Source organism: Amycolatopsis sp. NBC_00355, assembly GCF_036104975.1.
Classification (GTDB): domain Bacteria; phylum Actinomycetota; class Actinomycetes; order Mycobacteriales; family Pseudonocardiaceae; genus Amycolatopsis.
The window spans coordinates 9,981,449-10,005,523 of sequence record NZ_CP107982.1; the positions used below are offsets into that span (position 1 = coordinate 9,981,449).

A 24,075-nucleotide genomic window follows, 5' to 3' on the forward strand; every position below is an offset into this window, starting at 1 on the left:
CCGGTACGGCATCGACTCGATCCTGGTGGTCCAGCTGACCGAGGCGGTGCGCAAGGACCTCGACAACGTCGGCAGCACGCTGTTCTTCGAGGTCCGCACGATCGACGGGCTGGCGCGGCACTTCGCCGAGACCCAGCCGGACGCGCTCGCCGCCCTGGTCGGCGTCGCCGCGGCGCAGGAGTCCGATGTGCCGGAAGTCGCCTCGACGCAGGTCGTGGAATCGGCACCGGCCCCGGTCGCCGAACCCGTGCCCGCGGCCCGGCCGGACGAAGAACCGCCCATCGCCATCATCGGGATGGCCGGGCGCTACCCGGGCGCGCGGGACCTGAGCGAGTTCTGGGCCAACCTCCTGGCCGGCACCGACTCCGTCACCGAGATCCCCGGCGACCGCTGGGACCACGACCGCTACTACGACCCGCGCCGCGGCGCCCCCGGCAAGACCTACGCCAAGTGGGGCGGCTTCCTCGACGGCGTCGACGAGTTCGATCCCCTGTTCTTCGGCATCTCGCCCGGCGCCGCGTCCACAATGGACCCCCAGGAGCGGCTGTTCCTGGAGTCCGCCTACGAGACGCTGCAGGACGCCGGCCACACGCGGGATTCCCTGCGGGCCGCCGCTCGGGCGCACGTCGGCGAAGACGCGGGTGACGTCGGGGTGTTCGCCGGCGCGATGTACACCGAGTACCAGCTCTACGGCGCCGAACAAGCGGTGCGCGGAGAACCGATCGTGGTGCCGGGGAGTCTCGCGTCGATCGCGAACCGCGTCTCGTACTTCTTCGACGCGAGTGGCCCGAGCATCGCTGTCGACACCATGTGCGCCTCCGCGTTGTCCGCGATCCACCTCGCCTGTGCCGCGCTGCGGCGCGGCGAATGCGGCGTCGCGCTGGCCGGCGGCGTCAACCTGTCGCTGCACCCGAGCAAGTACCTGATGATCGGGCAGACCCAGTTCGCTTCGAGCGACGGCCGGTGCCGCAGCTTCGGCGAGGGCGGCGACGGCTACGTGCCCGGCGAAGGCGTCGGCACCGTGCTGCTGCGCCCGCTCGCCGACGCGGAGGCCGACGGCGACCGCATCCTCGGTGTCATCCGGGGCAGCGCCGTCAACCACGGCGGCCACACCCACGGCTTCACCGTGCCGAACCCGCGGGCGCAGGGCGCGGTGATCCGGCAGGTCTACCGCAAGTCCGGGGTGGACCCGCGGCGCATCGGCTACGTCGAGGCGCACGGCACCGGCACCCCGCTCGGCGATCCGATCGAGATCGCCGGCCTGACCTCGGCGTTCGGCGAGTTCACCGACGCCCGAGAGTTCTGCGCGCTCGGCTCGGTCAAGTCGAACATCGGCCACCTGGAAGCGGCGGCCGGCGTCGCCGGGCTGAGCAAGGTGCTGCTGCAGATGCGGCACGGCACGTTCGCGCCGTCGCTGCACGCCGGGCGCGTCAACCCGGAGATCGACTTCAGCGCCACGCCGTTCGTGCTGCAGCGCGACGCCGCGCCGTGGCCGCGCGACGGCGGTGTGCCGCGCGCCGGGGTGGTCTCGGCGTTCGGTGCCGGCGGAGCCAACGCCCACCTGCTTGTGGAGGAGTACATCGTGCCCGAACGCGCGCAAGGACCGGCCGCGGCGCAGGCCGTGGTGCTTTCGGCGCTGGACGAAGACCGGCTGCGCGAGTCCGCGGCCCGCCTGCGCGACGACCTGGCTTCACGGACCGACGCCGACCTGGCCGACATCGCCTACACCCTCCAGGTCGGCCGCGAGCCGATGCCGGCCCGCTTCGCGACGGTGACGGATTCGATCGAGGCCCTGGTGTCCGCTTTGGACGCCTACGCCAGCGGTGCGGAGCTGCCCCCGGACACGTTCGCGGGCACCGGGCTTTCGGGCACGCTGGCGGCGCTGGCCGCGGACGACGACTTCCAGGAAACCCTGGTCCGCTGGGGCACAAGCGGCAAGCTGCCCCCGCTCGCCGAGGCCTGGGTGGGCGGTGTGGAGGTGGACTGGTCCCGCCTGCACACCGGCGGTCCGCGCCCGCGCCGGGTCGGGTTGCCGACGTACCCGTTCGCCCGGGAGCGGTACTGGTACACGGATGTGCTGCCGGGGAGCGGGAAGCGCACCGGGGCCGCGCCTGCGGTGCGGACCGGGCGCACTGGGTCGGCGACGGTTGCTGCGCAGGCAGGTCCTGCGAGCCAGGCGGAGGTTGCTTCGCCCTTCGCGGCGGCGGCGGCGGGGCCGGTCGCGGCGCAAGCGAGGCGGGCTGTACCTGCCGGGGCATCGGTTCCTGTGGTGCGCAAGGCTGCCGCCGCGCCTGCCGTTCCGGTATCACCCGCCGCTGTTTCCGCCGCGGGTGGTGACCTTCCCGCCGGGGACCTCACCGTCTGCCCGGTCTGGGAGCCGCACCGGCCCGCCGGTGTCTCCGCCGGGGGCGCCGTGCTCGCGATCGGGCTGTCCGCCGACGACACCGAGGCGATCCGGGCGTCCGGGACCGCAGTGTCCACCGAGGACGACGGCGGGATCGACCGGGTCGTCGTGAAGGTGCCGAGCCGTGCCGGAGGTACCGCGGCCGAGCGCATCGAGGAACACCGCCGCGCGACCCGGCAGCTGTTCCGCGTCCTCAATCAGCTGCAAGCGACCCACGGCGACCGCGACTTCGAGCTGACCCTCGTCACCCACGACGCGTTCACCCGGGACCCCGCCCAGGCCGGGCTGCACGGGCTCGTCGGCGGGCTCGCCAAGGAGCAGCCGCGGTGGCGGGTCCGGGCCGTCGACCTCACCGCCGGCGAGCCCTTCCCGGCAGCGGAAGTGTTCGGGCTGCCCGCCGACCGCCGCGCCCACCCCTTCCGGCGTACCGGTGGCCAGTGGCTGCGTCGCCGGCTGGTGCCGGTCGAGCAGGCCGCCACGGCCGCAGCGTTCCGGCGCGGCGGGGTGTACGTCCTCACCGGTGGCGCCGGGGACCTCGGCGTCGTGCTCAGCGAGTACCTGGCCCGCACCTACGACGCCCGGCTCGTCTGGGTCGGCCGCCGCCCCGAGGACGACGGGATCCGGGCGTGCCGCGCCGGGATCGCCGCGGAGTACCTGCAGGCCGACGTCGCCGACCCGGCCGAGCTGCGGCACGTCCGTGACGACGTCCTCCGCCGCCACGGCCGGATCGACGGCGTCGTCCACCTGGCCATGACCTTCAGCCACACCCCGCTCGCCCAGCTGAGCGAGCCGGACCTCGAAGCGACACTCAAGTCCAAAGTGGACCCGTGCGTGCACTTCGCCGACGTCTTCGCCGAGGTCGACCTCGACTTCGTGCTGCTGGTGTCGTCGCTGGTCAGTTTCATCCGCAACGCCGACCAGGCGCACTACGCCGCGGCCTGCGCCTACGTGGACGCGGCGGCCGACGGCCTGCGCGACGCCCTCGGCTGCCGCGTGAAGACCGTCAACTGGGGTTACTGGGGCAACGTCACCGACGACCTCCTCGACGGCATGGCCGCCCTCGGTCTCGCGCCGATCGAGCCCGCGACCGCGATGGCCGCCGTCGAAGGGCTGCTCGCCGGGCCGCTCGACCAGATCGGGTTCCTGCGGCTCGGCCGGCCCCTGCCGGTCGAAGGCGTGCTCACCGGGGAGACCGCGGTGATCGAGCCGCACGCGGTGGCCACCCCGGCCGAACCTGCCGCGCCGGAGCTGCCCGACGCGCTCGCCACCTACCAGGCCGGTCCGGTGCCCGCCGAGATCGACGCCGCCCTGGCCCGCTGGGTCGCCGCCGAGCTGCGGGAAGCCGCCCTCACCGGCGCCGACGAGCGGTTCGCCGGCTGGCTGCCGCCGATGCTGCGGGTGCTCACCGACCACGGCCTGGTCGACGACTCCGGACAGTGGATCCCGGGACCGGACGCCGAGACCTGCCGCGCCGGGTGGCGGCGCGACGCGGAACGCTGGGCCGCGGCCAACCCCGACCTGCGCACGCCCCTCGACCTGCTCGGCCGGACCGTGCCCGCCCTGCCCGCCGTGCTGCGCGGCGACGTCCTCGCCACCGACGTCCTCTTCCCGAACGGCTCCTTCGCGCTGGTCGAGGGCGTCTACCGGGACAACCGGGTCGCCGATCACTTCAACGCCGTCCTGGCCGAACACGTCGCCGGCTTCCTGCGGGCGCGCCTCGCCGCCGAGCCCGGTGCGCGGCTGCGCGTGCTCGAGGTCGGCGCCGGCACCGGCGGGACCACCCGCGTGGTCCTCGACCGGCTCACCCGCGCCGGGCTGCCGCTCGCCGAGTACTGCTTCACCGACGTCTCGCGTGCCTTCCTGCACCGCGCCGAGGACGCCTTCGACCACGATTTCCTGACCTACCAGGTCTTCGACGTCGCCGAGCCGCCGCACGGGCAGGGTCTCGACACCGGCGCGTTCGACGTCGTCATCGCGGCCAACGTCCTGCACACCACCGCCGACGTCCGCGCGACGCTGCGCAGCGTCAAGGCCCTGCTGCGCGGCAACGGCCTGCTGGCGCTCAACGAGATCAGCGGCTTCTACCTCGTCAACCACCTGACGTTCGGCCTGCTCGACGGCTGGTGGACGCACACCGACGCCGAGCTGCGCGTCCCCGGCAGCCCGGCGCTGTCCCCGGCCGGCTGGGCCGGGGTGCTGACGCAGGAGGGCTTCACCGGCGTCGCGAACCCGGCAGCCGACGCCGAGCCGCTCGGGCAGCAGGTCGTCGTCGCCCACAGCGACGGCGTCGCCCGCGGGCCGCGCGTGGTCGAGGCGCCCGCGCCGGCGGAAGAACCGGCGCCCGCAGGGGAAACCACGTCGATCACCGCCGTGGTCCTCGAGAAGCTCGCCGACGCGCTGCGGATGGCCGAGACCGCGATCGAACCGGCCCGGGCGTTCGCCGACTACGGCCTCGACTCGATCGTCGGCGCGGGGTTCGTCCAGCAGCTCAACGAGTCCCTCGGCCTCGACCTGCTCACCACGGTGATCTTCGACCACCGCAGCGTCGAGCTGCTCGCCGCGCACATCGCCGAAAGCCACCAGCCCACCCTGTCCGGCCCCGAACCGGAACCGGCACCGGAAGCACAAGAGAACAACCCGATCGCCATCGTCGGCATCAGCGGCCGGTTCGCGCGGTCACCCGACCTCGACGCGCTCTGGCGGCACCTCGCCGACGGCGACGACCTGGTCGGCCCGATCGAACGCTGGGACGTCTCCGGTCCCGAGTGGACGGACGTCGCCTGCCGGGAAGGCAGCTTTCTCGACGGCATCGACGAGTTCGACGCGCGTTTCTTCAAGATGTCCGGGCGCGAGGCCGCCTACACCGACCCCCAGCAACGCCTGTTCCTGGAAGAGGCGTGGACGGCGCTGGAGAACGCCGGCTACGTCGGCGACTCGCTCGACGGCAAGCGCGCGGGCGTCTACGTCGGCTGCACCGGCGGCGACTACACGGCCTGGTTCGACGAGCGGCCGCCCGCACAGGCGGCCTGGGGCAACGCGCCGTCGATCGTGCCCGCCCGGGTCGCCTACCACCTGAACCTGCGCGGGCCCGCGATCGCCGTCGACACGGCCTGCTCCAGCTCGATGGTCGCCATCCACCTCGCCTGCCAGGGGCTGTGGAGCGGCGAGACGGACCTCGCGGTCGCCGGCGGTGTCGCCGTGCAGACCACGCCGAAGACCTACCTGACAGCCGGCCGCGCGGGGATGCTGTCCCCGACCGGCCGCTGCCACACCTTCGACGCGGCCGCCGACGGGTTCGTCCCCGGTGAGGGCGTCGGTGTCGTCGTGCTGCGGCGGCTTTCCGACGCGCTCGCCGACGGCGACCACGTCCACGCCGTCATCCGCGGTTCCGGCATCAACCAGGACGGCGCGACCAACGGGATCACCGCGCCCAGCGCGGCGTCGCAGGAACGGCTCATCCGCGAGGTGCACGAGCGGTTCGGCATCGACCCGGCCGAGATCGGCCTGGTCGAGGCGCACGGCACCGGCACCAAGCTGGGCGACCCGATCGAGACCGCGGCGCTGGTCGGCGCGTTCGGCGCGGCGGAAGGGTCCCGCGGCTGCGCGCTCGGCACGGTGAAGACGAACATCGGCCACACCATGTCGGCCGCGGGCGTCGCGGGCCTGCTCAAGATCGTCCTGGCCATGCGGCACCGGACGCTCCCGCCGTCGCTGCACCACGACGCGACCAACCCGGCGATCCGCCTCGACGGCAGCCCGTTCCACGTCACCACCGAGCTGACGCCGTGGGAGCCGAACGGCCGGGGCAAGCTGGTCGCCGCGACGAGCTCGTTCGGGTTCAGCGGCACCAACGCGCACCTCGTCGTCGAGGAGCCGCCCGCGACCACACCGCGCGGTGATGACGGCCGTGAGCGGCTGTTCCTGCTGTCCGCGCCCCGGCCGGAAGCCCTTCGGCTGCTGGTCGAAGGCCTGGCCGAGCACCTGACCGCGCACCCGGACGCGGTGCTCGCCGACGTCGCCTACACCCTGGCGCACGGCCGGGCCCACTTCGCCCAGCGCGTCGCCTTCGCGGCCACCGACCGCGAGACTCTGGTGCGGCAGCTGGAAAACTGGCTGGCGGACGGGACCTTCCCCGCCGCCTCCGAACTCGAGGACATCCGGGCGCGGTGGAGCGAAGGCGGCAAGCTCGGCACCGAGTTCACGGGCCGCCGCACGCCGTTGCCGACGTACCCGTTCCAGCGCCGCGCGGCCTGGGCCGGCGGCGTGACGCCGGCGAGCGCCCTGCCCGCCGGCCCGAAGGCGCACGAGCCGATCGCCGTCGTCGGGCTGGCCGCCCGGTTCGCCGACAGCCCGGACGCCGAGAGCCTGTGGACCCACCTCGCCGCCGGTGACGACCTCGTCGGCGACGTCACCCGCTGGGACCTCGCCGGGAAGCTGGGCCCGAAGGCGGGCCGCCAGTACGGCAGTTTCCTCGACGACCCGGCCCGGTTCGACGCGCTGTTCTTCAGCGTCTCCGGCACCGAGGCGGTGCACACCGACCCGCAGCAGCGCGTCTTCCTCGAAGAGTGCTGGCACGCGCTGGAGGACGCCGGGTACGCGGGGGAGCGGCTCACCGACCGCGCGTGCGGCGTCTACGTCGGCGCCTACCCGGGCGACTACCACCAGCTGATCGGCGGCGAGAAGCCCCCGCAGACCATGTGGGGCAACATGGCCTCGGTCATCGCGTCGCGGATCTCGTACCTGCTCGACCTGTCCGGGCCCGCGATCGCCGTCGACTCGGCGTGCTCCAGCTCGCTCGTCGCCATCCACCTGGCGTGCGACAGCCTGCGGCTCGGCACGGTGTCGATGGCCCTGGCCGGCGGCGTGTTCGTCCAGGCGACACCGCGGCTCTACGAGTACTCGTCGACCGCGAAGATGCTCTCGCCGACCGGGCGCTGCCGTACCTTCGACGCGTCCGCCGACGGCATGGTGCCCGGCGAGGGCGCCGGTGTCCTGGTCCTGAAGCGGCTGTCCGACGCGGTCCGCGACGGCGACCACGTCTACGGCGTGATCAGCGCCTCCGGCGTCAACCAGGACGGCGCCACCAACGGCATCACCGCACCGAGCGCCCAGGCCCAGGAGGACCTGGTCCGCCAGGTCCACCGCGACGCGCGTGTGCGCCCCGGCGGCGTCCAGTTGATCGAGGCCCACGGCACCGGCACCCCGCTCGGCGACCCGATCGAGTTCGGGGCGCTCTCGGAGGCGTTCACCGGCGCGCCCGCGGGTGGGTGCGCGCTGGGTTCGATCAAGACGAACGTCGGGCACACGCAGTTCACGGCGGGGGTCGCCGGCACGATCAAGGCGCTGCTCGCACTGCACCACCGGCAGGTGCCGCCGTCGCTGCACTTCGGCCGGGCCAACCCGGCGATCCCCTTGGCGGACAGCGCGTTCTACGTGCCCACGTCGCTGCGCGAGTGGCCGTCGCCGGAGGCCGGGCCGCGCCGTGCGGGCGTGAGTTCGTTCGGCGCCAGCGGGACCAACGCGCACCTCGTCGTCGAGGAGGCGCCGGGTTCCGCGGCGACGCACGAGGCGAGGGACGAGTGGCTGGTCGTGCTGTCCGCGCAGGACGAGACGGCGTTGCGCAGCCACGTCGAACGCGTGCTGGCCCACGCCGAATCGCACGACTTCGACCTCGGCGATGCCGCCTACACCCTCGCCGTCGGACGCCGGCCGGAGAACGTGCGCTGGGCGTGCGTCGCGCCGGACCGGGCCGCGTGGCTCGACGCCATGCGGGCCTGGCTGCGCGACGGCCGGGCGGACACGGTCGTCACCGGCTCGGTGCCCGACGACCGGCCCGCAGTGTCCGCTGTGGACGGTCTGACGCCGGCCGAGGTGGCCGCGCGGTACGTGCGGGGCGAGGTCTCGTCGCTGGGTGCGTGGTTCGGCGCCGGGTTCCGGGTGGTGCCGCTGCCGGGCTACCCGTTCGGCGGGGAGCGGTACTGGATCGACGATGCTCCCGCGACCGTCCACAAGGGATTTGACGGTCACGCCGTCGAGCTGACCGGGCGCGAGTTCTTCCTGGACCACCACCGGGTGTCCGGGACGCCGGTGCTGCCGGGCGTCGCGTACCTGGAGCTGGCGCGAGCCGCCGCGGAGGCCGAAGGGTTCGGCCGGACCGGGGTGGCGTTGCGCAACGTCGTCTGGACGCGGCCGGCGCGGATCACCGGTCCGACGACCGCCGAGGTCGTCCTCGACCCGCAGGACGGCGGGTTGGGGTACCGGATCACGACGACCACCGGCGGTGAGACGCAGACGCACGGCCAGGGGCGGGTCGAACCGACCGTCGCGGCGCCGCCGCCGAAGGTGGACATCGCCGCGCTGCGGGCGAAGTGCACGCGCCGCACGCTCGACCGGGCCGCCTGCTACGCGCTGTACGAGGGCACGGAGATGGGCCTCGGCCCGGCGATGCGCGGCATCGAGCGGCTGGAGATCGGCGACGGCCTGATCGTCGCGCGGTTGCGGCGCCCCGCCGCGGCCGGCGACGGCTTCACCGTCAATCCGGCGATGCTCGACTCCGCGCTGCAGTCGACGCTCGGCCTCGCGCTGGCGGAGGGCGCGGACGAGGTGACGGCGGCGCTGCCGTTCGCGCTGACGGAGGTCCGCGTGCACGCCGCGACCCCGGTGGCGGGCTGGGCGGTGATCCGCCCGTCGGCCAACGACCGCCCGGGCACCGTCCGGCGGCTGGACATCGACCTGTGCGACGAGGCGGGCGAGGTGTGCGTGCGGCTGCTGGGCTTCACGTTCCGCGAGCTGCCCGCGCCGGAGAAGAAGGAGCCCGCACCCGTCGACGACCAGGTCGTGGGGGATGAGCCGGCCATCGAGGCCGGGGAGCTGGTGCTGGCCCGTTCCGCTTGGTTCCCGGCCGCGACGATCGCCGCCGCGCCGGAGTTCGTGCGGCATGACGTGCTGTTCGCCGGGCTCGACCCCGTCGACCTGGGTGATCTCGGGGCGACCTGCACCGTCCTGCCCGGTGGCGGCGATCTCGCCGCCGCGTTCAGCCAGCGCGCCGAACAGCTGCTCGCGCACCTCCAGGACGCCGCCGTCGCGAGCCGGGAGGGGCGGGTGCTGGTCCAGGTCGTCGTGCCGGAGGGCGCGGTGGACCAAGCGCTCGCCGGGTTGCTGCGGACCGCTCGCTACGAGCACCCGAAGCTCGTCACCCAGCTGGTGGTCGCCGGGCCGGATGGGCTTGCCGACCGGCTGCGCCGGGAGGCCCAGGCCGACGAGGTCGTCACCCGCGAGGTGGCCGGGCGGCGTGAGATCCCGGAGTGGACGCAGCTTGCCGAGGCCTCCGCAAACCGGCCCTGGCGTGACGGCGGCGTCTACCTGATCACCGGCGGCGCCGGCGGTCTCGGGCGGGTGTTCGCCCAGGAGATCGCCGACAGCGTGGCCGATCCCACGATCATCCTTTGTGGACGTTCGGCGCACGGGCCCGGGAACTACCGGCAGCTGGACGTCACGGACCGGGCCGCCGTCGAGCGGTGCGTCCAGGACGTCGTGGCCGAGTACGGGCGCCTCGACGGTGTCCTGCACAGCGCCGGCGTGCTGCGGGACGGCTACCTCGTCAAGAAGGACGCCGCCGACCTGCGGGCCGTCCTCGCCGCGAAGGTCGCGGGGTTCGTCAACCTCGACGAGGCGACCGCCGGGCTGGACCTCGACTTCTTCATCGGCTTCTCGTCGCTGTCGGCGTCCGGGAACCCGGGACAGGCCGACTACGCCGCGGCCAACGCCTTCCTCGACGAGTACGCGGCGCACCGTGAAGCGCTGGTCGCCGCGGGGGAGCGGCGCGGGCGGACGCTCAGCGTCGGCTGGCCGCTGTGGGCCGACGGCGGGATGCGCGTCGACGCCGCTACCGAGCGGTCGATGCGGGAGACCGTCGGCATCCTGCCGATGCCCGCGGCGGCCGGGGTCGAGGCCCTGCACCGGGCCTACGGCAGCGGCGAACCCCACGTCCTCGTGATGTACGGCGACCGGGCGCGGATCGGACAGACCCTGCTGCGGAACGAAACGGAGGTGACCACCATGCCCGACAGCCTGGTGACGCTGCTGGCCGACCGCGTGTCGCGCCTGCTCGACGTCCCCGCCGACGAGATCGAGGGCGGCGTCGACCTGAGCGAGTACGGCTTCGACTCGATCTCCCTCGTCGACTACGTCGGCCTGCTCAACGAGGAGTTCGGCCTCACCCTCGTCCCGACGCTGCTCATCGAGTACCCCACCCTCGACGGCCTGGCCGGGTACCTGACGGAGAACCACGGCGACGTCTTCGACACGGCGCCCGCGCCGGAACCGACGCCGGAGCCGGCGCAGACGCCGGAAGAGCGGCCGGACCTGCTGGCCGAGCTGACGGAGCTGACGGCGAACGTCCTCCGCCTGCCGGCCGGGCGGATCGAGGGCGGCCGCGAGCTGAGCAAATACGGCGTCGACTCCCTGTCGCTCACCGAGCTGATCTCGGAGATCAACGCGCGGTACGGCCTGGCGCTCGACCCGACGCTGCTGTTCGAGTACCCGACGCTCAACGGCCTGGCCGGCTACCTCCGGGAGCACCACGCCGAGCGGGTCGCGCCCGAACCCGGGCCGAAGCCCGAGCCGGTCGTCAAGGCACCCGCCGTCCCGAAGACCAAGCCGCAGGAAGGCCCCGAGCCGATCGCCGTGATCGGGATGAGCGGCCGGTTCCCGATGGCCCACGACATCGCCGAGTTCTGGCGCAACCTCGCCGAAGGCCGGGACTGCATCGGCGAGATCCCGGCCGACCGCTGGGACTGGCGCGAGTGCTTCGGCGACCCGATCACCGAACCCAACACCAGCAACGTCAAGTTCGGCGGGTTCATGGACGGCGTCGGCGACTTCGACCCGCTGTTCTTCGACATCTCGCCGCGCGAGGCCGAGCTGATGGACCCGCAGCAGCGGCTGATGCTGCTCTACGCCTGGAAGGCCCTCGAAGACGCCGGTTATGCGGCCGAATCCGTCGAAGGCAGTGACATGGCCATCGTCGTCGGCACCGCCAGCACCGGTTACCCGACGATGGTCGCGAAGTACTCGCCGGTCGTCGAACCGTACGACGCCACCGGGGCCGCGCCCTGCCTCGGGCCCAACCGGATGAGCTACTTCCTCGGCGTCCACGGCCCGAGCGAGCCGGTCGACACCGCCTGCTCCAGCGCGCTCATCGCCACCCACCGCGCGGTCGGCGCGCTGCAGGACGGCACGTCCGACATGGCGATCGTCGGTGGCGTCAACACCGTCCTCAGCAAGGACCTGCACATCAGCATGAGCAAGGCCGGCATGCTCGCCGAAGACGGCCGGAGCAAGACGTTCTCCGCCGACGCCGACGGGTACGCCCGCGGCGAGGGCGTCGGGATGCTGGTCCTGAAGCGGCTTTCGGCGGCCGAGCGGGACGGCGACCACGTCTACGGCCTGATCCGCGGCACCGCCGAAAACCACGGCGGCCGCGCGAACTCGCTGACCGCGCCGAACCCGAAGGCCCAGGCCGCGGTCATCCGCACGGCCTACCGCAAGGCCGGCGTCGACCCGCGCACCGTCGGCTACATCGAGGCGCACGGCACCGGCACGAAGCTCGGCGACCCCGTCGAGATCAACGGCCTCAAGGAAGCCTTCCGCGACCTCTACGACGATACAGACGGCACAGACGGGGCGGACGTCGCCGGAGCGCACTGCGGGATCGGCTCGGTGAAGACCAACATCGGGCACCTCGAGGTCGCGGCCGGCGTCGCGGGCATGATCAAGGTGCTGCTGCAGATGAAGCACCGGACCCTGGTGCGGAGCCTGCACTGCGACACGGTCAACCCGTACGTCAAGCTCGACGGGACGCCGTTCTACCTGGTCCGCGAGCAGCAGCCGTGGCAGGCGCCGGTCGACGACGCCGGGGCCGAGCTGCCGCGCCGCGCCGGGGTGAGTTCGTTCGCCTTCGGCGGCGCCAACGCGCACATCGTGCTCGAGGAGTACGTCCCGGCCCCCGTGGACCGGACGCCCGCGGCGCCGCTGCCGGTCGTGCTGTCCGCGACCCACCCGGAGGTGCTGCGCACCCTGGTGGCGGACTGGGTCAAGGCCCTGCGCGAGGGCACCTACACCGACGGCGACCTCACCTCGATCGCTTACACGTCGCAGATCGGGCGTACGCCGCACGCCGAGCGGCTCGGCTGCGTCGCGGCCACCGTCGAGGACCTCGCGACCGGGCTGGAGTCCTGGCTGCGCGGCGAACCGGACCGCTCGATCGTCACCGGCCGCGTCGTCCGCGACGACGTCCCGGCGGCCCCCGAGAGCACCGAGGCGACGGCCACGGTCCGGGCCTGGGTGCGCGGCGCCGACGTCGACTGGAGCCGGTGGCACCCGGACGCGCCGCGGCGGATCCCGCTGCCGACCTACCCGTTCCGGCTGAAGCGCTACTGGCTCGACACGAGCACCCCGGTGGCGGGAGGTACTCCGAAGCTGCACCCGCTCGTGCACACCAACACCTCGGACCTGACCGGCCCGCGCTACACCACCCGCTTCACCGGCCGCGAGTTCTTCCTCGCCGACCACCGGGTCCGCGGCGTCCCGGTGCTGCCGGGCGCGGCGTACCTGGAGATGGCCCGGGCCGCGGCGGACCTGGCGGGCGGCGCCCGGCCGGTCGTCAGCGCCACCTGGGACCGGCCGCTGCCGGTCGAGCGCGCCACCGAAGTCCACATCGGACTGTCGGCCGATGGCAGCACCTTGTCCTACCGGGTGTTCACCACCGGCCCGGACGGCGAACCCGTCGTCCACGGCCACGGCGAGCTGACCGACGGAGACGGGGAATCGCCGCCGCGGCACGACATCCAGGCACTGCTCGAAGAAACCGGTGGGAGCGTGCTCGACGCGGAGGAGTGTTACGCCCGGTTCGAGCGGCTCGACCTCGGGTACGGCCCCGCGCTGCGGACGATCGAGCGGCTGCACAGCGGCTCGCGGCTCGCGGTGGCGCGGCTGCGGCTGCCCGCCGAGGCCGGCGCGGAGACATTCGTGCTGCACCCGAGCCTGCTCGACGCGGCGTTCCAGGCCACCCTGGGCCTGTTCGCCGCCGACGGCGCCGAAGCCGTGCCCGCCACGCTGCCGCGGTCGGTCGACGAGGTCCGCGTGCTGCGGCCGTTGCCCGCCTCGGCGTGGGCCGTGGTCCGGTTCAGCGAAGGCGGCGCGGTGCCCGGCGAGTACGTCCTCGACGTCGACCTGTGCGACGACGACGGCGAGATCTGCGCGCGGCTGCGCGGGTTCCGCGTCCGGTCCCTCGATCCCGAGCCGGTCGATCCCGGTGACGAGTTCCTGGGCCGGCTGATCGAGGCGGCCGGTGACGGCGCGATCAGCCTGGCCGACTTCGAACGGAGCCTGACGTGAAAGCGGTGATCTTCCCCGGCCAGGGCGCCCAGGTGAAGGGCATGGGCCGCGAGCTGTTCGACGCCTACCCGGAGCAGGCCGACCAGGCCTCGGACCTGCTCGGCTACTCGATCCGCGAGCTGTGCCTCGACGATCCCCGGCGCGAGCTGAACCGCACGGAGTTCACCCAGCCCGCGCTGTTCGTGGTCGGCGCGCTGGCCCACCGGCGGTGGCGCGAGCAGCATCCCGAAGCGCCCGCGTTCTACGCCGGGCACAGCCTCGGCGAGTACTGCGCGCTGCACGCCGCCGGCGCGTTCGACTTCGCGACGGGCCTGCGGCTCGTCCGGCGCCGGGGCGAGCTGATGGCCCGCGCCGAGGGCGGCGGCATGATCGCCGTCACCGGCCTCGACCGCGACCAGGTCACGGCGCTGGTGCGCGAAGGCGAGTTCTGCACCCTGTCGGTGGCGAACGACAACTCGCCCCAGCAGTGCGTCGTCTCGGGGGACGCCGAGTCGATCGACGACCTGGGCGCGTTCCTGCAGGACCGGGGCGTCCGCTGGGTCCGGCTGCGCGTGTCCGGCGGCTTCCACTCCGCGCTGATGCGGCCGGCCCAGCAGGAGTTCCGGCGTTTCCTCGACGCCTTCGACCTCGGCACGCCGGCCGTGCCGGTGATCGCCAACGCCACGGCGCGGCCGTACGCGCCCGGGACCACGGCCGGGGTGCTGGCCGACCAGATCGTGCAGCCGGTGCGCTGGACCGAAACCGTGCGGCACCTGCTCGACGCGGGCGTCACGGACTTCGTCGAGCTGGGCGGCACGGTGCTGACCAAGCTCGTCGAGCAGACGCGGGCCGCGTCCCGGGCGCCGGTGCTCCGGCCCCAGGACCTCGGCAGCGCCGCCTTCCGCGCACGGCACGGCCTCCGTTTCGCCTACGTCGCCGGCGGGATGTACCGCGGGATCGCGTCGCCGGACCTGGTCACCCGGCTGGGGCGCGCCGGGATGCTCGGCTTCCTCGGCACCGGCGGCAGCGAACCGGCCGAAATCGAGCGCGGGATCAAGGAGATCCAGGCCGCCCTGGCCGAGGATCAGCCCTACGGCGTCAACTTCATCGCGAACCACGACGACCCCGCCGCCGAGGAGGCCGTCGTCGACGTCCTGCTGCGGCACGGCGTCCGGCTGGTCGAGGCGTCGGCGTTCATCCAGATGACGCCCGCGCTCGTGCGCTACCGCGTCACCGGCCTGCGACGCGGACCCGGTGGCGAGCCGGTGTGCGGGCACCGGGTGCTGGCGAAGGTGTCCCGGCCCGAGGTCGCGGCGGCGTTCCTGGCCCCGCCGCCGGACGCGGTCCTGGATCGGCTCCGCACGTACGGCGCGATCACGGCCGAGCAGGCCGAGCTGGCCCGGCGGGTGCCGATGAGCCACGACGTCACCGTCGAGGCCGACTCCGGCGGGCACACCGACGGCGGCATCCCGACCGTGCTGCTGCCCTCGCTGCTCGAACTGCGCCGCCGGGCGCAGGCCGAACACGGCTACGCCGAGCCGATCTGCATGGGCCTGGCCGGCGGGATCGGCACGCCCGCCGCCGTCGCGGCCGCGTTCGTGCTCGGCGCCGACTACGTCCTCACCGGCTCGGTCAACCAGTGCACTGTCGAGGCCGCGACCAGTGACACGGTCAAGGACATGCTGCAGGACATCGACGTGCAGGACACCGACTACGCGCCGGCCGGTGACATGTTCGAGCTCGGCAGCCGGGTCCAGGTGCTGCGCAAAGGCGTGTTCTTCCCGTCGCGCGGCAACAAGCTCCACGCGCTCTACAGCCACCACGACGGCATCGACGACCTGCCCGCGAAGACCCGCGCGCAGCTGGAGCGCACCTACTTCCGCAAGCCTCTGGACGACGTCTGGGCCGACGTCGTGGCGCACCTGCGCGCGAGCGGCCGCGCGGAACTGGTGGAGCGCGCGGAAAAGCAGCCGAAGCAGAAGATGGCGCTGATCTTCCGGCGCTACTTCGGCTACAGCGCGCGGATCGCGCTGGAAGGCAGCCGCGAAGACAAGGTCAACTACCAGGTCCACACCGGACCGGCCCTGGGTTCCTTCAACCAGTGGGTGAAAGGCACCCCGCACGAGTCCTGGCGGAACCGGCACGTCGACGAGATCGGCCTGCTGCTGCTGGACGGTGCCGCCCAGCACCTCGCGGCGTTCTCACGAGTAGCGAAAGGACAGAAGACATGATCACCGAGTTCGACACCTGGGGCGTCCACGAACAGCAGTTCTGGCTGCGCGGCACCACGGCGGACCAGCCGGTCACCTTCGACGCCGAAAGCGGCATGTGGAACGTCTACGGCCACGCCGAGGCGTCGAAGGTGCTGAGCAACCCGAAACTGTTCTCCTCCAACATGATGCGGCTGATGGCCGCGGAGATCGGCGCCGACATCGAGGAGGCGTCGGCCGGGGAGCTGCTCTACCTCGACCCGCCGCGCCACACCCGGCTGCGCCGGCTCGTCAACCACGCCTTCACCCCCAAGGTCCTCGCCGACCTCGAACCGCGGATCGCCGGCTTGACCCACGACCTGCTCGACGAGGCGAAGGTGACCGACCGGCTGGAGCTGGTCAGCGCGCTGGCCTACCCGCTGCCGGTGATCGTGATCGCCGAGCTGCTCGGCATCCCGGCGGGCGACCGCGACCTGTTCCGCCGCTGGGCCGAGTCGCTGATCCCGTCGACGTCCACCGAGGACGTCTCGATCGTCGGCCGGTTCGAGGGCCAGGAAGAGGTCACCGAGACGACCCTGCAGCAGCGCAAGGAGTTCGGCGAGTACCTGGCCGAGCACATCGAGGACCGCCGCAAGCACCCGCGTGAGGACCTGCTGAGCGGGCTGGTGCACGCCGAGGTCGAGGGGGAGCAGCTCAGCGACAAGGAGATCGCGACGCTGGCCGACGTCCTGCTGCTGGCCGGGCACGTGACCACGACCATGCTGCTCGGCAACACGATCCTCTGCCTGGACGCGCACCCGGACGAGTTCGCCCGCGTCCGCGCGGACCGCTCGCGCCTGCCCGACGTGATGGAGGAGTCGCTGCGTTACCTCCCGCCGTTCGCCGTGACGTCCCGGGCGACCACGGCCGAGGCCGAGGTCGGCGGCGTGACGATCCCGGCCGACCAGCTCGTGATGGTCTGGCTCGGCGCCGCCAACCGCGACCCGCTGGTCTTCGACGACCCCACGGAGTTCCGCCCGGGCCGCGACCCGAACCCGCACCTGACGTTCTCGCGCGGCATCCACTACTGCATCGGGGCCGGCCTGGCCCGGCTCGAGGGCCGGATCGCGCTGGACATCCTCTTCGACCGGTTCCCGACGATCACCACCATCCCGGACGAGCCGCCGCGGTTCATCCGCAGCTCGCAGATGCTCAACGCCTTCACGCTGCCCCTCGCCGTCTCGTCGTGAGTGGTGATTTGTCCGGATTACCGCCCGGCTCGCGCGTGCGGGACCGGAGTGGGAACGGCATTCGTGACCATCGATAGCGCGACGAACGCGAACGGAGCCTGACATGAGCCACCGCGTCGGTTCGGTGACCGAGCTGTACGAGCTGGTCAGCCGGGGAGAGATCGACAAGGCCGAGGCGGTGCGCCTGGCCAAGCAGCTGAAGACGGCCAAGCGCGCCGCGCCGGCCAGGAAGCCGGCCGAGCCCGCCGGGCAGCCGGCCGGGATCGACCGGGACGTGCTGCGGGACCGGGTCTGCGACGTGCTCGCGGACCAGGTCCGGCAGCTGCTCAAGGTGAGCGCCGACGACCTGGACGCCGACGTCGAGCTGAGCGAGTACGGGCTCGACTCGGTCGTCATCAGCCACCTCGTGAGCATGGTCAACGACGCGCTGGGCCTCGACCTCAAGCCCACGGTGGTGTTCGAGCACCCCACCCTGCGCGCGCTGGCCGGCCACATCGCCGTCGACCACGAAGCGGGCCTCGCGGACCGCCTCGGCGTGCGTCCCGTGGCTCCCGCGCCGGTCGTGCGCAAGGACCCCGAGCCGGTCGTGCCGGTCCCGGCCGAGCGGCCGCGCACCGGGGATCCGGTCGCGATCATCGGGATGAGCGGCCGGTTCCCGCAGGCCGACGACCTCGACGCGTTCTGGCGCAACCTCTCCGACGGGCGCGACTGCGTCAGCGAGGTGCCGGCCGATCGCTGGGACTGGCGCGAGCTGTACGGCGACCCGTTCGACGAGGCCGGCCGCACCACCGTCAAGTGGGGCGGGTTCATGGACGGCGTCGCCGACTTCGACCCCGAGTTCTTCGGCATCGCCCCCCGCGAAGCGCAGCTGATGGACCCCCAGCACCGGCTGCTGATGCTGCACACGTGGAAGGCCCTGGAGGACGCCGGGTACGCGGCGGACGCCCTGGCCGGCACCGATCTCGGCATCATCGTGGGCACCGCGACCACCGGGTACCACCGCCTGATCGACGCCCACGCCCGTGGCGGCGACGGCGTCGCGGCCACCGCCACGGTGCCGTCCATCGGCCCGAACCGGATGAGCTTCTTCCTCGACGTCCACGGCCCGAGCGAACCGGTCGAGACGGCCTGCTCCAGCTCCCTGGTCGCGCTGCACCGGGCGGTGTCCGCGCTGGACCGGGAGGAGTGCTCGCTCGCCGTCGCGGGCGGCGTCAACACCGTGCTGGTCCCGGACGGCCACATCAGCTTCGGCCGGGCCGGCATGCTCAGCGAGGACGGCCGGAGCAAGACGTTCTCCGCCGACGCCGACGGCTACGCCCGCGGTGAGGGCGTCGGCATGCTGGTGCTGAAGAAGCTCTCGGCGGCCGAACGCGACGGCGACCACATCCACGGCGTCATCCGCGCGACCGCCGTCAACCACGGCGGCCGCGCGAACTCGCTGACCGCGCCGAACCCGAAGGCCCAGGCGTCGGTGATCCGCGACGCCTACCGCCGCGCCGGCGTCGATCCGCGCACGGTCGGCTACATCGAGACGCACGGCACCGGCACGAAACTCGGCGACCCCGTCGAGGTCAACGGCCTCAAGGACGCCTTCCACGACCTCTACGACGGCGCCGACGTCACCGGCGCCCACTGCGGGATCGGCTCGGTCAAGACCAACATCGGGCACACCGAGCTGTCGGCCGGGGTGGCCGGCGTGCTCAAGGTGCTGCTGCAGCTGCGTCACCGCACGCTGGTCGAGAGCCTGCACTGCGACACCGTCAACCCGTACGTCGAGCTGACCGGCAGCCCGTTCTTCCTGGTCCGCGAACGGCAGCCCTGGGCCGCGCCGGTCGCCGCCGACGGCGCGGAGCTGCCCCGGCGGGCCGGCGTCAGCTCGTTCGGCTTCGGCGGCGCGAACGCGCACGTCGTGCTGGAGGAGTACCGCCCGCCCGCACCGGCCGCCGAGGCGGCGGGGCCGTTCGCCATCGTGCTGTCGGCCCGCGAACCCGAGACGCTGGTGACCCGCGCGCGGCAGCTGCTCGCCTGGGCCGACGGCCGCGGCGACGACGACCTGGCGAGCGTGGCCTACACCCTGCAGGTCGGCCGGGTCGCGATGCCGGAACGGCTGGCGTTCACCGTCGGGACGATGGACGACCTGCGCGACGCGCTGCGGGCGTTCGTCGCCGGGGAGCCGCGCGGCGACCTGCACCGCGGCCGCCCGCAGCCGAACGCGCTGTGGCGGGTGCTCGCCGGCGACGAGGACATCGCCGCCGCGATGGACACCTGGGTCGCCAAGGGCAAGCTGCCGCGCCTGCTGGAGCTGTGGGCCGCCGGGTTCGACTTCGACTGGCGGCGCCTGCACGGCGACACCCCGCCGCGGCGCATCCCGCTGCCGACGTACCCGTTCAACCTGCGCCGCTTCTGGATCGCCGACCGAGCCGCCCGCACCCCCGCCCCTCCCCGCGAGCGGGTGCTGGACGGCAGCGAGTACTACCTGCGCGACCACTGCCTGCGCGGCGTCCCGGTGCTGCCCGCCGTCGCCTACCTGGAACTGGCGCGCGACGCGCTCGGCGCCGAGACCGGCGTCCGGATCAGCGACGTCCGCTGGCTGCGGCCGATCGAGGTCACCGAACCGCGCCGCGTCGAGGTCCGGCTCGACCCGAAGGACCCGGCCGGGCGACGCGCGTTCGCGGTGCACGTCGACGGCGACGCGGCGGTCTACGCCCAAGGCACCGGTGAGGTCGCCGCGCTGACCGCGGAAACCGTTGCGGTGGAACAACTCCGCGATGGTTGCCGGAACAGCCTGGACGTGGCCGGGTTCTACCGGACGTACGAAAACATCGGCATGGACTACGGCCCGGCCCTGCGCGCGGTCCGCTCCCTGCACTACGACGACGGCATCGCCGTGGCCCGGCTGAGCCTGCCGCGCGAGGCCGAGTCGCCGCTCGTGCTCAACCCCAGCCTGCTCGACGGCGCGCTCCAGGCCGTCCTGGGCGTCTGGCTGGGCGAGGACGACGGCACGGCGGCCCAGCTCGCGCTGCCGTTCGCCGTGCGGGAGGTCCAGGTGCACGCCCCGACCCCCGCGGACGGCTGGGTCGTCATCCGCAGCCACCCCGACGACCGCGGCGGCGACGTACGCCGCCTGGATGTGGACGTGTGCGACGCCGAAGGCCGCGTCTGCGTGCGCCTGCTGGGGTTCAGCACACGGACCCTGCCGCCGGCCGCGAACGCCGAAACCCGCCTGATGACGCCGGTGTGGGACGCGGTGGCCGTCGAGCCCGTGCCGCAGTGGCCCGCCGCCGCAGCCCGGGTGGCGCTCGTCGGCGGAACCTCGGACGACCAGAACGGGTTCCGCCGCCACTACCCGGACGCCACGGTGCTGGACGCCGGCGATTCGCCCGCGGGGTTCGACCACGTCGTGCTGCTGGCGCCCGAGGTCCGGACGGCGTTCCGGCTGATCAAGGCGGCCACCGGGGACACCGGCTGGACCGTCGTCACCCGGCAGGCCCGCCTGCTGCCCGGCGACCCCGACGTCGACCCGGCCGCCGCCGGGCTGCACGGCCTCTTCGGCTCGCTGGCCCAGGAGTACCCGCACTGGCCCGTGCGCGTCGTGGACGTCCCCGCCGGAGTCCCGGTGCCGTGGGACGCCGTCCTGACCCTGCCGCCCGAGCCGCAGGGCGCGCTGCTCGCGTACCGCGGCGGCGAGTGGTACCGGCAGCGCCTGCTGGAGCTGGCGGCGCCCGTCCCGGCGGAGCCCGCGCACGCGAACCTGCAGCCCGACGACGTCGTCGTGGCCATCGGCGGCGCCGGCGGCATCGGCACCGTCTGGACCGAGCACCTGCTGCGCCGCCACAAGGTGCGCGTGGTGTGGATCGGCCGTCGCCCCTTGGACGCCGACCTCGAAGCCCGCCGCGACCGGCTCGCGGCGCACGGTCCCAAGCCCGACTACATCCAGGCCGACGCCACCGACCCGGCGGCGTTGCGCCGCGCCCGCGACGAGATCGTCCGCCGCCACGGCCCGGTCCGCGGCGTGCTGCACTCCGCCATCGTGCTCGGCGACCAGAGCCTGGCCCGCATGGACGAAGAGCGCTTCACCTCCACCTACGCGGCGAAGGCCGACGTCGCCGTCAACCTCGCCGACGCCTTCGCCGGTGAGCCCCTCGACTTCGTGGTGTTCTTCTCGTCGCTGCAGTCCTTCCTCACCTCGCCCGGCCAGGCCAACTACGCCGCCGGCTGCACCTTCGCCGACGCCTACGCCGAGCACCTCGGCACCCGGCTCGACTGCCCGGTGAAGGTCGTCAACTGGGGTTATTGGGGCGGGGTCGGCGTGGTCGCCGACGACGCCCACCGCGAGCGGATGGCCCGGGCCGGTGTGGAGTCGATCGAGCCGGCCGAAGGCATGGCCACCTACGACACGCTTCTGGGTTCGCGGCATCCTCAGCTGGCCCTGCTGAAGGCGACCCAGGCGTCCGACGACGACGTGGTCGAGCAGCTCGAAGCCCGGACCCCGGCGTTGATCACGGCCCTGCGTGCCAGCCGGCCGGATCGCACCGGCGAGGTCGCCCGGCTCCGCGAGAAGATCGACGGGCACGACAAGAAGCTGGACGCCGCCCTGGTACCGGTCCTGTGGCGCGTGCTGCGCTCACTCGGCCTGTTCGAGGACGACCGCGCGGCCACCGCCGAAGAATGGCGGGTGCACGGGAAGATCACCGGCGAGTACGACCGCTGGTTCCGGCACACCCTCGACGTGCTGACCGGCACCGGCCACCTGCACCACGACGACGGCCGCTACTCGGCCGCACCGGCCGCGCATACCGACACCGCCGACTGGGACCGGCACCGCGACGGCTGGCTGGCCGAGGCGTCCACCCGAGCCCAGACGACGCTCGTCGACACCACGCTGCGCGCACTGGCCGACATCCTCACCGGCCGCCGCCCGGCCACCGACGTGCTGTTCCCGGCGTCGTCGATGGACCTCGTCGAAGGCGTCTACAAGGCCAACCCGGTCGCCGACCACTTCAACGAGGTGCTGGCCGGGACGCTCGTCGACTACGTGCGACGCCGCGTCGCCGACGACCCCGGGGCGAAGGTGCGTGTCCTGGAGATCGGCGCGGGCACCGGGGGCACCACCGAAACGGTCTTCCGGCACCTCGAGCCGTGGGCCGACCACCTCGAAACCTACTGCTACACCGACATCTCCAAGGCGTTCCTGCTGCACGCCCGGCGCGAGTTCGCCGCGCCCTTCCTCGACACCCAGCTCTTCGACGTCGAGGCACCCCTGGCGGGACAGCCGATCCCGGCCGGCGGCTTCGACGTCGCCATCGCCACCAACGTCCTGCACGCCACCCGCGACATCCGCGCCACGCTGCGGAACACGAAGGCGACCCTGCGCGTCAACGGAATCCTGCTGCTCAACGAACTGAGCGGCGGCAGCCTGTTCAGCCACCTCACCTTCGGCCTCCTCGACGGCTGGTGGCGCTACGACGACCCCGCGCCGCGCGTGCCCGGCACGCCCACGCTGGCCCCGGCCACCTGGCAGCGGCTGCTCACCGAAACGGGTTTCCGCGGCGCGTTCCCCGCCGCCGACGGGGCCGACGACCTCGGCCAGCAGGTGATCGTCGCCGAGAGCGACGGCGCCGTCCGCCAACCGCGGCGGGACACCCCGCCCGCCGTGAAGTCCACTGTGGACAAGGTCGCGGGGAACAGCGCCGGCCGCGTCGCCGAGCTGATGGCCGAGGTCCTGGAGATCGACCCCGCACAGCTCGACCCGGACGTGCCCTTGCGGCGCTACGGCTTCGACTCGATCTTCATGGCCCAGTTCCTGTCCTCGGTGAAGAAGCACCTCGACGACACGATGACCCTGGACGTCATCGCCGAGTGCGAGACGTTGAACGACATCATCGGCCGCGTCGGCGCGTCGGCCGCACCCGCCACGACGGCGGAGGTCCCCGAGCTGATCCGGATGAACCGCGGCGGCGAGGGCCGGCCGGTCTTCTGGATCCACCACGGCAACGGGGGAGTCGAGTCCTACCGGCCACTGGCCGAGCACAGCGGCCGGCCGTTCTACGGCATCCAGCCGAAGGGCTGGCTCGGCGACGGCGAGATCCTCAGCGGCCAGGTGCCGATGGCCGAGCACTACGCGGCCCTCATCCGCGCGGTGCAACCGGACGGACCCTACGACGTCGGCGGGTTCTCCCTGGGCGGCCTGCTGGCCTACGAGGTCGTCCGGCAGCTCCAGCTGCAGGGCGCCGAAGTGAACACCCTCGTCATGCTCGACACCCTGGACGCCGCCGCGACCAACCGCGTCAACACGATCATGCAGGGCGGCCGGGCCGAACCGGACGTCATCGCCAAGGTCTGCGCCTTCCGCGCGGTCAACATCGTCCTCGGCAACAACCGCCTGGACGCCAACGACGGCCGCACCCCGATCCTGCACCGCGACGAGGTGGACCCCGGCCTGGAGTACCCGGAGTTCCTCGACTCGCTGCTGAAGGCCGCCTTGGCCACCGGGATCACCAAGACCGAGACGCAGCTGCGCACCCAGGTCACCCAGCTGGCGCGGTTCTTCGAGGTGCTGCACACCGGCGACCACGTCGTCGATCCGCTCCCGCGGCGGGACGCGGTGCGCTGCTACTACGTCCGCAACCGCGGCGGCCGGTTCTTCGGCGACTTCGAGGAGTACATGGTGCTCTTCGCCAACCCGGACCTGCCCGGCCTCGACGGCGTCGAGTACTGGCGCGAATGGGAGGAGCAGATCGACGACTTCTTCGTCACCGAGGTCGCCACCACCAACCACACCGACGTGATGACGGCACCCGAGTCGCTGGAGAAGGTGCTGCGGCTGTGCGACACCCTCTACGGAAAGGAAGCCTGA

General features: G+C 73.1%; 4 protein-coding genes (1 of these 4 running past the window's edge). All 4 read left to right on the forward strand.

The annotated features are described in order from the left end of the window. Positions 1 to 13,801, forward strand: the 3' portion of a protein-coding gene (locus tag OHS18_RS46370; RefSeq protein WP_328615080.1) for an SDR family NAD(P)-dependent oxidoreductase. It extends 8,657 nt beyond the left edge of the window; the window shows 13,801 of its 22,458 coding nt (coding positions 8,658-22,458); the start codon falls outside the window, past its left edge; its stop codon occupies positions 13,799 to 13,801. Next, positions 13,798 to 16,011 (forward strand): ACP S-malonyltransferase, encoded by a 2,214-nt coding sequence (gene fabD / locus OHS18_RS46375; RefSeq protein ID WP_328615081.1) that lies wholly within the window; start codon positions 13,798 to 13,800, stop codon positions 16,009 to 16,011. The genes OHS18_RS46370 and fabD overlap by 4 nt, the downstream gene beginning before the upstream one ends. After that, positions 16,008 to 17,219 (forward strand): cytochrome P450, encoded by a 1,212-nt coding sequence (locus OHS18_RS46380; protein ID WP_328458182.1) that lies wholly within the window; start codon positions 16,008 to 16,010, stop codon positions 17,217 to 17,219. The genes fabD and OHS18_RS46380 overlap by 4 nt, the downstream gene beginning before the upstream one ends. A gap of 103 nt (positions 17,220 to 17,322) precedes the next feature. Then, on the forward strand, positions 17,323 to 24,075 hold the full coding sequence (locus tag OHS18_RS46385) for an SDR family NAD(P)-dependent oxidoreductase (RefSeq protein WP_328615082.1): 6,753 nt from the start codon (positions 17,323 to 17,325) through the stop codon (positions 24,073 to 24,075).

Bases quoted from the DNA above. Each gene is read 5' to 3' on its own strand.
- OHS18_RS46380 (WP_328458182.1), top strand. From the start codon at position 16,008: ATGATCACCGAGTTCGACACCTGGGGCGTCCACGAACAGCAGTTCTGG.
- OHS18_RS46385 (WP_328615082.1), top strand. From the start codon at position 17,323: ATGAGCCACCGCGTCGGTTCGGTGACCGAGCTGTACGAGCTGGTCAGC.